The organism is Paenisporosarcina quisquiliarum (assembly GCF_027563315.1).
Taxonomy (GTDB): domain Bacteria; phylum Bacillota; class Bacilli; order Bacillales_A; family Planococcaceae; genus Paenisporosarcina; species Paenisporosarcina quisquiliarum.
The window spans coordinates 428741-439819 of record NZ_JAMKBJ010000001.1 but is presented as its reverse complement, the minus strand read 5'-3'; the positions used below and the strand labels follow the sequence as shown (position 1 = coordinate 439819).

Here is an 11079-nt window from a genome sequence, read left to right as displayed (position 1 = left end):
GGGCGAACGGTTTAGTTGACGGGGTCTAGCCCCACGGGCAGATACGTTCTACCCTGGCTACTGATATAATAAAACTATATAAAAAATGGTCAACCAGAAATATCTGGCTGACCTTATAATACGAACGAAGCAGGTTAGTTTAATAAACATAAATGAAACTTTAATTGGAAATTAACGACTTATTATGAAAAAGGGGGAAAGCGTATTAGAATAAAATACTTTTTCTTTTCATTAATAGCTATTGCTTTCTTATCGGGTTGCACCAACGATTCACCAGCTGTTAGTAATAATTCATCAGCGAAAGAAACCACTGAAGAGCCCAAAATCAGCGAACCTCTTCCACTGCAATGGATAAATTATGGTGGTGAGAAATATGTTTTTAACAGGATTATTCCAAAAGATGAAGTGGATATGAGTCAAATTGTCTCAACAAACACATTAACAGCATTAGGAGATGGTGCTGAATCTGGGAATGAAATTTTTCTTTATAAGAAAGACGGTAGTTTATTCATAATAGATAACACAGGACCTACTGAGCAATGGGCGAATTTCACTAAAAATAATTAAAAGTAGCTACTTTTCTTGTTGAACTAACGTGTGCTTAAGTAAAAAGTGGACAGCAAACTAAAATGAGCTTGGAGAAGCAATTCCAAGCTCATTTTTCAATATAGAATCAACCAATAACTTTAACAGCCTTTAATTAAGTCTTTTCCAAATTTCAAAAAGGAGGAGAGTCTGTAATTTCCCGATCGATTAGGGGTGGCAGGTCAATCCAGGATAAATCTAATCCTAGTGGGAAAGCTAACCTGGGTGATGAAATGAAAAAGAAATGGATATTAATGATTTTAATTGGTTTTGGCATGTTTTCTTTATCTATACATGCAGAAAAGGCACTTCATATTAGTGATGCATCTAAAAAGGAAGAAAACTGGAGACTTCATATGTAACTTCTGAAGTAAAGATGCCTGGAATCCGAGAGAAGGTATCCTTTGAAGGGTATGAAATAGTCGCAAGGTCGACTGAAGAGAATATTACCTTGTATGCAAAAAAAATGGAGGGGCTTGAATCCCAGTACCGAGAATTTAAAATTGATTTCAAAGGGGAGATTTACTCCAGGCCATTTTGGGTGAACGTTACAAACCCATCGTATGCCCCAGAGATTTATTTTGAAGATATTAACAAAGACAATAAGGATGAGCTAATCATAATTTTAACGCTCGGTTATGGTACTGATGCATTACTTCAAGAAGTTTATGTTTATGGATATACCAATGGATTGGCTAACGTAATTGTTGACGATCCTATGGCTATTATCTATAAAAATGTAAAAACCAAGCTTTCAAATGAAGAAGCTAAGTTAAGAATAGGTAACAAAGAATATAAAGTTAACATCACACCGTTAGATGTGGAACCAAAAAATTTAAATGAAGATATTGGATTTGGCAGTATTATTAAATACGAGGTAAAAGACCATCAACTTACTGCAACAATTCCAGCTCAAATATCTCCAGCTGGCTTTATTGGTCAACTTGTAATTGTTTATGAATATCGTGACAAAATGTATCAAGCAAAATCAATTGAATTTCAGCCTAGTGCATTATTGACCCCACTGATGGAGTAGATAGAAAGAGCAACGACTTGAAAAAGTCATTGCTCTTTATTACTTATACATGTCGTACTTCAAACATTATGACTTATCTATCCGTTTCTTGAAATTCAATATTAACAACTTCTTCGGTATCGGTTTTAAATTCTATCCTTACGAAAACACCAAATTCTTTGTTCCCTTCTTTTAACCATAGTTTAAACTTTTCAATTGTTGAATCCTCTTTAGTTTCTCTGCCTTCGTGCAGGTAGTCAATAATATCAGCATCAGGATATTTAGATTTTGTCTCTAACACCGCGAGCTGTCCCCACTTAGCGTAGGCTGGAATTTCTCCTTCGGCATGAGTGATAGAAGGGATATGTGTAAGTGTTGAATTGGCTGTCATAAATAGTCCAAGTGCAATAAAAGTTTTTCGCATATTCGAACTCATCTCCTTTTTTATAGGATGAGTTATTTGATTTAAATCATGCTGTTGTAAATACACTAGTTTGAAACTCCATAGGATACAGGTTTTCAATAATGAAACTTTAACTTTTTGAGATTATGTTAATGAGATTGGAAACGCTGAAGCAAAAACAAAATTTTCATTTCGACAAAAAAATGTCACAAGCAATATTGACGTCATTTGACTGATTATTTGATACGATGTTAGGAGTACTGAAAAGGAGCGACTTTGATGACGACTGATATCAATTTATTATTGGCATTTGGAGCCGGTTTTTTAAGTTTCATCTCGCCATGTACTCTGCCTTTATATCCAGCATTTCTTTCTTATATTACTGGCATGACTTTGGATGAACTGAAAACGGAACGAGGTATTTTGCAAAGACGCGGAATGTTGCATACACTATTTTTCCTGATTGGTTTTTCCAGTATATTTATTGCGCTAGGGTTTAGCACAAGTCTGTTCTATACGTTTTTCCAACAGAATCAAGATTTAATTCGCCAAGTTGGAGCCATTTTTATCGTGTTATTTGGTTTACTCGTTGTTGGTGTGTTCAAGCCTGAGTTTTTAATGAAAGAGCGAAGAATTCAATTTAAAAATAGACCCTCTGGTTATTTCGGAACTGTGATTATCGGAATGGCCTTTGCAGCAGGTTGGCAACCATGTACGGGGCCGATTTTGGCGTCTGTGTTTATATTAGCAGCAGATAATCCAGGTTCAGGCGTATGGTATATGCTTGCTTATGTTCTTGGATTCGCTATTCCGTTTTTCCTCCTGTCGCTATTCATAACGAGACTTGGTTGGATTAGAAAACATAATGCGAAAATCGTGAAAATTGGCGGTTATGTCATGATTGCAGTCGGGATTTTATTATTCTTTGACGGTATGACATTCATTATCCGTATATTGAGTCCGATTTTTGGTGACTTCCAAGGGTTTTGACAGGTAGAATAAATAAAATGAGACAGAGGTGTTGTTGATGATGAAATCCATAACTACTTACGAACAATGGCAGGAAGTCGTTCAACGCGAAATACACCTGCTCCTGTTTGTAAAGACGACGAACTGCTCGGTATGTGAAGGTTTGTATCCGCAAATCGATGAATTACAAAGTAGTGTATCGGTGCCGTTTTATGTCGTAAATGCAGCAGAGGTCCCTGAACTTGCAGGGCAACTTAGTTTATTTACAGCGCCTGTCGTCATTTTGATGTTACAAGGCAAGGAGTACATACGGTATGCAAGGTTTGTACCTGTACAAGAAGTAATGGAAAAATTACAAGAATTACAGAAATGGGAGGAATCCAATGTTTGAACTGTTAAAACAAATTCCTTCACAATGGATAATCATTGGTTCAACGATCATGGCAGTGGTCATGGGCACAATTGTGATGACGGTGCGCGCGAAATCTGCTAAAAGACCGGTCAGTGCAAAGAAAATTATTTTGCCGCCATTATTCATGTCTACTGGGGCGTTGATGTTTGTCTTTGAGTATTTCCGTGTTCCGCCCATGCAAATTGCAGAAGCACTAGGTGTAGGTATACTTTTTTCATTGGTATTAATTTGGACATCCAAATTTGAAGTGAAAAATAACGATATTTATTTGAAACAATCAAAAGCTTTCATTTTTATACTAATTGGTTTGTTAATTGTAAGGTTAATTGCAAAAGTCATATTAAGCTCAACCATCCATGTAGGCGAGTTAAGCGGAATGTTCTGGATTCTCGCTTTTGGAATGATTGTGCCTTGGCGCATTGCGATGCTGATTCAGTATAGAAATCTTGAAAAGAAAATGACTAATCATCACATAGAAAAGCCGACCTTTACTTCATAGGTCGGCTTTTTCTTATCTGATTTTAAAACAAATGTTCATAAGGAGTCATATCAATTTCCATCGACTCTAGCTTTTTGCGCAGGAATTTATGATCCCGCTTCGGTGTTGCTTGAATATAACCTCGAATTAAATGATCATGTTCGATGGATTTTGCTTTTTCCTCTAACGCAATTTGCCCCACTTTGCCTGCAATTTTTTGTTTAGCCACTGGTCGGAATAATTCCGGAACTGGCGTGACCAGTTCATTCAACATGAGCTTCGCCTGATCTCCCCATAAGTGTAGAGATTCTTGAACATAATGTTCTTCCCAATCAAGTACGGACTTCCCATCATCTTTCGGCAACACTTTTAAAAATTTGCGGAACATAAAATAGCCACCAATGGCGAACAGGCCTGCAAGCACAAATACCCAAAATACAATAAACCATAAAAACCAACCATCTAAGCCCAACATTCTCACCTCTTATACACGATTCTTCTATTATAGAAGGTTATGGCAAAAAAAACACGCCGTATGTATCCTTTTTCTTGTTTTCTCTCTATGTAATGAGTGAAAGGAGGTGATGCAACATGGCAAACGTCGATTTCAAAGAAGCGGTTGTACGTTTAACGTATGATGCAGGACTGACACAGGATGGAAAATTGATCAAAAAAGCGAAAACGTACCGCAATGTAAAACAGACAGCAACACCGGAGCAATTATCGGAATTAACGAGTATTTTATCAAGCTTTTCATCGTTCCCGATTATCGCTGCAGAGAAAATTGAAACTGGTAACATCCAAAACTAATGAAGAGGAGGAACTAACAAATGGCACAAGTACTTGAAATGCAATTTGAAACAGCTGGAGGCAAAAAGCTTTCTGTTTCCGTCGATGATCCACGTGCAAATGTAACGGCACAGGAAGTAGAAACGGGGATGCAGGCACTTATTGCCAGTGCGGTTTTTGAAGTAGATGGATTCGGTCTTGCCAGTGCATTTAATGCACGTTTGATCGAACGCAATGTAACAGATTTAGTATAAACACGTTAAAAGGCTGCCCGCGTAAAGGGGCAGCCTTTCATTATGAATAGGAGGCTAAATTATGGAGCAATGGCTGAAGTTAATTCAAGAAGTTGGTTTTCCGATCTTCGTGTCATTTTATTTAATGCACCGGGTGGAAACAAAACTTCAACTCATTCATGAAGCGTTGTTATCATTAAAAAACGCATAGACACAAATTCGTTGGAATCCCAGGATACTCCCTCCTTGAATTCGTAAATTCCATTCGATAAGATGAAAAGGAGCGAAAGTGGGGAGAGTCCATGAAGAAAATAGCAAAAGTATTTACATTCATAACATTGAGCGCAATCTTATTGGCTGGATGCAACTCTAATAAGTTTCAAGCAGAAACGGATTGGGAAGTTGAATCCTTTTCACACGAATCACAACGTGGGGAAGAAGTATCTTTAGAAAATTTAAAAGGCAAAGTATGGTTGGCAACATTTATTTTCACCAACTGTGAAACTGTATGTCCACCTATGACAATGAATATGACGATGGTGCAGGATGAATTAATCAAATTAGGTGTGGAAGATTATAAAATCGTTGCATTCAGCGTAGATCCAAAAGTAGATACGCCGGAAATCTTAACGGATTATCTAGCGAAATTTAATCCACCAGATGAAACCAAGTGGGAATTGCTGTCGGGGTATGATCCTGTTTATATTGAGCAGTTTGCAAGACAATCATTTAAATCGCTCGTCAAAGCTGATCCTACTTCCAACCAAGTAGTCCATGGGCAAAGTTTCTTCTTAGTTGATCAAAATGGAGTTGTTGTAAAAAGCTATAACGGCTTTCAAGATGTGCCAAAAGAAGAGATAGCAACGGATATGGAAGCATTAATTGAACAAGGAAAGTAAAATTAAAAACAGATATTATTTTATAGACAGTTAGTCCTTTATGAGGATTAACTGTTCTTTTTTTATAGACTCTTTTTTGTTTTCTTCTTTAACTAACGCTTTAAGTTAGTTGAAGAAGTATAACCATAGGATTTGTGTTATTTTTTCCATATACTGTATCATTGAATTTAGATAATATCGGATTCCGAAAATTCAACTCTGGGACAGTTTTAAAGAATTATTTGGGGGTGAAAGTCTGTTATATTTAGCTTTGTTTATTGGGAGCGTTTTAATTGCCAGCCTAACTAAAATTACGCAAATTTTTAAATTACCAAGAATTTGGGAGTTGCTTGGTCAGATTAGTGCTTCACTTATCATAATAAAGGTCGGTAAACTTGATATTAGTTTGTTAAATTTAACTTATGGTGGTCAAATCGAATTAGGGTATTTGTCGATTCCATTTTCTTTGTTATTTCTTGTAGGTTTTACAAATGTAATGAATATGGAAAAAGTGCAAAATCATCTAATATTACTGTTACCATGTGTTTCTTTAGTAAGTCTTTCTATATTAGCTTTCATCATGGGAGATTCATTTGTTTCACTTGCGGGAATATGTACATGTTTAACGATTATAATAATTCTGTTATATGGCTATTTTTCGCGTAAAGATTTTGTTGGAAGAACAATTACTTCGTCAATAGGTTTTATTATAGCATCACTTTCATTTGCCCTTCTTCAAATATCTATTGTAACAATTTATATTCCGATATTTACGTTAGCGCTACCATTCGCTCTATATTATTTAATTCATAATAAATTCACGATTATACAATCAATTACAATAAGCTTTTTAATAGCTATTTTGTTTAGCGTAATAATATTTGTAGTTCCTGATTACATTTTAGGATATCTTGTTGTTGGGTTAACGATCATTTTGGTTATCACACAATTGTCTCGTAGATATCGCTTTATTTAGAAAATAATATCAAACACACGCATGCTTTACTTCAAGAAGGAGTAAAGCATTTTTTGCAATTTTCTTATTGAAATGACGTAGAAGGTTGGTTGGTTAAATGAGAAGTTCACATTTTTGAGTTCTAAATAAGGATTAATAAGTATATAGATACAAAGAATTTCTCATTGTCCACATCCAGAGACTAAATCAGCATAAGCCTTTTATTCATGCAGAGGGAAGGAATTTCAACTATTTCATGGGAAGGAGTAAAGGCATCTCAATAGTGAGATATCTACCAATCGATAATGAATCAAGGAGGTTAGATGATGAGAGCAGCTATTTACAGTTCCTACGGTCCACCTGAAGTATTGGAGATAAGGGATGTTGAACAGCCATCCATCAAGGATGACGACAGGGTGTTGATAAGAGTGCATAACGCTTCAGTCAATGCATTTGACTTTCTGTACCGAAAAGGCTATTTGCCTACAAGGTTAGAGAATGGTCTTACAAAACCTAAAAATCACATACTGGGTATAGACGTTGCCGGTACAATTGAAGCTGTCGGAAAAAACGTACTAAAGTTTAAGGTTGGTGATCATGTTTTCGGCAGTTGCTTCGGATCCCATGCAGAATATGTCGCTCCTCGTGAGAATGTCCTAAGTCTTATGCCGAAGAACGTCACCTTTGAGGAGGCAGCGGCAATACCGTGTGCTGCTCAGACGGCGCTGCAAGCTTTACGTGATGTTGCACAGATAAAGCAAGGCCAAAGGGTCTTGATTTATGGTGCATCGGGAGGCGTCGGGCACTTTGCGGTTCAGCTTGCCAGATTTTTCGAAGCTGAAGTAACGGCTGTTTGCAGTTCCTCGAATCTGCAGTGGGTTAAAGCTCTTGGGGCACATTACGTGATTGACTATACCAAGGAAGATTTCGCGGATAACGGTAAAAAGTATGATGTCATTCTGGATGCAGTGGGTAAGCGTACCTTTTTCAGTTGTTTGCGTTCTCTAACCGAGACGGGTGTTTATATTACAGAACACGCTATCTACCCCAAGTATCACCCGTTACAATTGATTGTTAGTCCTTTGATTGGTCGCAAGAAAGCAAAGATACATCTTGCAAAACCTAATGACGTGGATTTGAACTTCTTACGCGGCCTAGTGGAGGAAGAGAAAGTAAGGCCTGTTATTGAAAAGTGCTTTCCTTTCGATCAGATTGTAGAAGCTCACAGGCATGTTGAAAGTGGTCGTACAAAGGGGAAGGTAGTTCTTGAAATAAAGCAGGGTAATAGTACCCCCAATTTGGAACTATAATCTACTACATTACCAATTACTATAGTTGGACGATATATCGTGAGAGGGTATTTTGTTAGGGAACCAGTTGGATTTAAGGTATCAAATTAACAATAATTTAGGGTGCTCGACAAACGTTTGCATAGTTGAAGATCAATCCTTCCTCTAGCATAATAGTTTTGGGAGTACTCTTAGACCCCAGTGATGAAACTATCACTAGGGTCTTATTTTGTTCTATTAGATTAGTTCTATAATTTTATATCCTCTAGCACCTCAATAACATGTGACTCTAATGGATTAATTGGGTCGTGATTACGTAAACACCCAAAATTAAGACCTGTAATTGTTTCAATTCTTGATATTGGAACTTGATAAGTTTTATATTCACCATAAGTAAATTCTAAACTCCCAATATGATCTTTTTGCGTCTGTATATAAGCAGTTGCAGAAAGGTTGCCATCTTCCTTAACCATAATAGCGATTTTCCAAAACTCAGAAGGAATTTTTACGCCTCTGTAAACAATGTCATCCTCCCTAAAAACGGGTCCAGTAAACACTGTCACTTTCAGATTCCAGTTCTCAGCATTATCTAAAATATAATCCTCAAGATCCAACCAGATTTTTTGGTTTAAATCGCTATGCTGGGGAGCACAATTTGTGAAATGGAACGTATCCTTATTCGCTTTTTTCGCTGCATTACCCCAATTAGGATCTCTGCGGCGGACTAGATGTCCCCGATCAAGTGGATTATTTTTATATAATTCAGGACCACACTGGTATTCTATTTCGATACGAGGATCCAGATACCATTTATCATTACGTTGAATACTTCTCAATTGGTTTCCATTAATATTTACCACCGTGTAAAATGCTAAACGGCGTGACTTACTCATGACGATTGAAAAATGAGTGTAATGAAGCACCTTGCTTCCGTCTTTTAGAAGGGCAATATCCTGTTCATCACATTCAAGTGTCGGATGAGGAATCTCATAATCATCCCCGAGAAATTTAGGATCATAACCAACCGAAGCTTCATACCATGAATCATTTAATATCTCAACTATCATCTCATCAGAATTATCTTTGGTGATTTCTTGCCCTTGCACAAGTTCATTCATTAACAATTTCTGATTTTCATTCAAAGTTGTGTCCTCCTTCTTTTTATTAGGTATTCTACAACTGAGTTTCAATTCCTTCTTATTAGTAGAGGACAAACTATATTATCATTGAAAGGAGTAAGTACACTCAAATTCGAATCAAGCAATAGGAAAGCATTTTTAGAATTTATGAAGGAGTGTGTTCCTACTTCTAATACAAAGTATATTAATACAATTTAAAATCAAAAAAGGCAATAACCTCTTTAATATTTTAAAGAGGTTATTGCCTATTTATTTGAAATGAATTTAACTGGCAGCAATAAAAGTACTGATTGATTTGTTACTGTTCATTTTTTTGGTTTTTCAATAAATCGCGAATTTCAGTAAGCAATGCTTCTTTCGCATCGATTGCTGGACCTTCTTCAACAACTGCTTCTTTTTTACGCTGGAATTTCATCATTATACGGACGACCATAAAGATGGCGAAGGAAACAATGACAAAGTCTACGATGGATTGAATAAAGTTTCCGATCATTACCTTTTCTTTGCCAACTTCAAAAACTAATCCCGTAAAATCAATTCCTCCCATTAAAACACCAATCAACGGAGTAATAATATCAGTAACGAGGGAAGACACTATCTTACCGAAAGCTGCACCGATTACGACAGCAACAGCCAAGTCCATCACATTACCTTTTAAAGCGAATTTCTTAAAGTCTTGCCACATTTTTCGTCACTCCTTTAACTCAGTCTACTAAAGGGCAAATATATTGTAAATGTTTGTATTTTTGATAAGTTGAGAAGATAGAAAGATAGGGGTCAAACTGAAATGAAGTGACGGTGAATGTACATCTGTGATAAAATAATGAAAAAAACGGGATGCGAATGTATGAAAAAACGAAAGAAAACGAAACGATTGTCTGCAGTTACAAGAGGATTGTTGATCATACTTATGGTTCCCATTACAATGACTCTATTTGTCTTAACGAGTGTGTATTGGGGAGACTTACAAAGAATTCCAATCGTTCACACGTTGACTGAAACGCTACAAGAAGCTCCTAAAAAGATGATGGATATAGATATTCCGGAAGAATATATACCAATTTATCAGGAAGCTGCAAAAGAATATGAAATTCCATGGACTTTATTAGCCGCGCATCATCGTATTGAGACGAAATTTTCAACGATGGATCCTTTGTTGTCTCCAGTAGGGGCTGAAGGACATATGCAATTTATGCCATGCACCTTTGTTGGTTGGCAGCATCCTAGTTGCTCGGGTCAAGGAAAAGGGAATATCTCGGAAGAAGATAAAACGAACCCTGCTATTATTGCGAAATATGGTGGATATGGAATTGACGCCAATCAAGATGGTAAAGCTGATCCATATCAACTTGACGATGCAGTATTTAGTGCGGCAAATTATTTGGCAAGTAATGGGGCGGCCACTGGGGATCTTGAAAAAGCGATTTACATGTATAATCGTAGTGATGAATATGTAGAAGATATTTTATATTATTATAATAAATATGAAGAAGAGAAGGGGTCAAAAGGACAAGCTGCTTCTTCTGAACAATAAGAAAGAGCAGTTCATATGAACGGCTCTTTCTATTAATTATGCTTTGCGTAAAGCTTTCATAATCATGCTTACGATGAAGATTAAAATAATTGCACCAATCAATGCTGGAATGATTTGAATGCCGGCAACTGATGGTCCGAAACTGAACAACATACCGCCAATCCATGCACCGATGATACCTGCAATAATATTACCAATAATTCCGCCTGGTACGTCTTTACCTAGAATAAGTCCTGCTAACCAACCAATGATACCACCGATAATAAGGTATAAAATAAATTCCATGTTTTCCATCTCCTGTTCGATAAAGTTTAATTTGTCTTGCTAGTTATTAGATATCCTCAAATGAAACAATTCAAACCACTTTTTGAAAATATTTTTACGCTCATAACAATTTCAT

Annotated in this window: 18 protein-coding genes; 13 read left to right on the top strand and 5 right to left on the bottom strand. The window is 36.6% G+C overall.

The window, feature by feature from the left end:
- The first annotated feature begins 411 nt into the window (after positions 1-411).
- The 3 genes from M9R32_RS02205 (at position 412) to M9R32_RS02195 (ending at position 1621) form a co-directional block, all read left to right on the top strand.
- On the top strand, positions 412-567 hold the full coding sequence (locus M9R32_RS02205; protein ID WP_269925099.1) for a hypothetical protein: 156 nt from the start codon (positions 412-414) through the stop codon (positions 565-567).
- Positions 568-818: 251 nt separating this feature from the next.
- Positions 819-947, top strand: coding sequence for a hypothetical protein (locus M9R32_RS02200; RefSeq protein WP_269925098.1), 129 nt, complete (start codon positions 819-821; stop codon positions 945-947).
- Between the two features lie 89 nt (positions 948-1036).
- Positions 1037-1621 carry a hypothetical protein gene (locus tag M9R32_RS02195; protein ID WP_269925097.1) on the top strand — a complete coding sequence of 195 codons (585 nt, stop codon included), beginning with the start codon at positions 1037-1039 and terminating at the stop codon, positions 1619-1621.
- A gap of 73 nt (positions 1622-1694) precedes the next feature.
- Here the strand turns inward: M9R32_RS02195 and M9R32_RS02190 are convergent, their stop codons facing one another.
- Entirely contained in the window at positions 1695-2024 is a 330-nt protein-coding gene (locus M9R32_RS02190; protein WP_269925118.1) for a YqzG/YhdC family protein, read from the bottom strand.
- 258 nt (positions 2025-2282) lie between these two features.
- Between M9R32_RS02190 and M9R32_RS02185 the strand changes: the two genes are divergently transcribed.
- From M9R32_RS02185 to M9R32_RS02175, 3 genes are read left to right on the top strand one after another with little or no spacing between them, the layout of a single operon-like run.
- Entirely contained in the window at positions 2283-2993 is a 711-nt protein-coding gene (locus M9R32_RS02185; protein ID WP_269925096.1) for a cytochrome c biogenesis CcdA family protein, read from the top strand.
- A gap of 40 nt (positions 2994-3033) precedes the next feature.
- Positions 3034-3363 (top strand): thioredoxin family protein, encoded by a 330-nt coding sequence (locus M9R32_RS02180; RefSeq protein ID WP_269925117.1) that lies wholly within the window; start codon positions 3034-3036, stop codon positions 3361-3363.
- A 1-nt stretch (position 3364) separates the two neighbouring features.
- Positions 3365-3883, top strand: coding sequence for a CcdC family protein (locus tag M9R32_RS02175; protein WP_269925116.1), 519 nt, complete (start codon positions 3365-3367; stop codon positions 3881-3883).
- 22 nt (positions 3884-3905) lie between these two features.
- On the opposite strand, the gene M9R32_RS02170 is transcribed toward M9R32_RS02175, so the two are convergent.
- Positions 3906-4337 (bottom strand): DUF2621 domain-containing protein, encoded by a 432-nt coding sequence (locus tag M9R32_RS02170; protein ID WP_269925095.1) that lies wholly within the window; start codon positions 4335-4337, stop codon positions 3906-3908.
- Positions 4338-4453: 116 nt separating this feature from the next.
- On the opposite strand from M9R32_RS02170, the gene M9R32_RS02165 reads away from it, so the two are divergent.
- The 6 genes from M9R32_RS02165 (at position 4454) to M9R32_RS02140 (ending at position 8027) form a co-directional block, all read left to right on the top strand.
- Complete coding sequence (locus M9R32_RS02165) at positions 4454-4672, top strand: DUF1659 domain-containing protein (RefSeq protein ID WP_269925094.1); 219 nt, start codon at positions 4454-4456, stop codon at positions 4670-4672.
- A 20-nt stretch (positions 4673-4692) separates the two neighbouring features.
- Positions 4693-4905, top strand: a complete 213-nt coding sequence (locus tag M9R32_RS02160) for a DUF2922 domain-containing protein (RefSeq protein ID WP_269925093.1) — start codon at positions 4693-4695, stop codon at positions 4903-4905.
- A 61-nt stretch (positions 4906-4966) separates the two neighbouring features.
- Positions 4967-5095, top strand: a complete 129-nt coding sequence (locus M9R32_RS02155; RefSeq protein WP_269925092.1) for a YvrJ family protein — start codon at positions 4967-4969, stop codon at positions 5093-5095.
- A gap of 91 nt (positions 5096-5186) precedes the next feature.
- On the top strand, positions 5187-5783 hold the full coding sequence (locus M9R32_RS02150; protein WP_269925091.1) for an SCO family protein: 597 nt from the start codon (positions 5187-5189) through the stop codon (positions 5781-5783).
- 250 nt (positions 5784-6033) lie between these two features.
- Positions 6034-6738 carry an MraY family glycosyltransferase gene (locus M9R32_RS02145; protein ID WP_269925090.1) on the top strand — a complete coding sequence of 235 codons (705 nt, stop codon included), beginning with the start codon at positions 6034-6036 and terminating at the stop codon, positions 6736-6738.
- A 305-nt stretch (positions 6739-7043) separates the two neighbouring features.
- Positions 7044-8027, top strand: coding sequence for an NAD(P)-dependent alcohol dehydrogenase (locus M9R32_RS02140; protein WP_269925089.1), 984 nt, complete (start codon positions 7044-7046; stop codon positions 8025-8027).
- 227 nt (positions 8028-8254) lie between these two features.
- Here M9R32_RS02140 and M9R32_RS02135 read toward each other — a convergent pair whose 3' ends face one another.
- Both M9R32_RS02135 and mscL read right to left on the bottom strand, forming a co-directional pair.
- Positions 8255-9148 carry a DNA/RNA non-specific endonuclease gene (locus M9R32_RS02135; protein WP_269925088.1) on the bottom strand — a complete coding sequence of 298 codons (894 nt, stop codon included), beginning with the start codon at positions 9146-9148 and terminating at the stop codon, positions 8255-8257.
- 295 nt (positions 9149-9443) lie between these two features.
- Entirely contained in the window at positions 9444-9830 is a 387-nt protein-coding gene (mscL, locus tag M9R32_RS02130) for a large conductance mechanosensitive channel protein MscL (RefSeq protein ID WP_269925087.1), read from the bottom strand.
- Positions 9831-9992: 162 nt separating this feature from the next.
- On the opposite strand from mscL, the gene M9R32_RS02125 reads away from it, so the two are divergent.
- Positions 9993-10679 (top strand): lytic transglycosylase domain-containing protein, encoded by a 687-nt coding sequence (locus M9R32_RS02125; RefSeq protein WP_269925086.1) that lies wholly within the window; start codon positions 9993-9995, stop codon positions 10677-10679.
- A 36-nt stretch (positions 10680-10715) separates the two neighbouring features.
- On the opposite strand, the gene M9R32_RS02120 is transcribed toward M9R32_RS02125, so the two are convergent.
- On the bottom strand, positions 10716-10964 hold the full coding sequence (locus M9R32_RS02120; protein WP_269925085.1) for a GlsB/YeaQ/YmgE family stress response membrane protein: 249 nt from the start codon (positions 10962-10964) through the stop codon (positions 10716-10718).
- Positions 10965-11079: the final 115 nt, after the last annotated feature.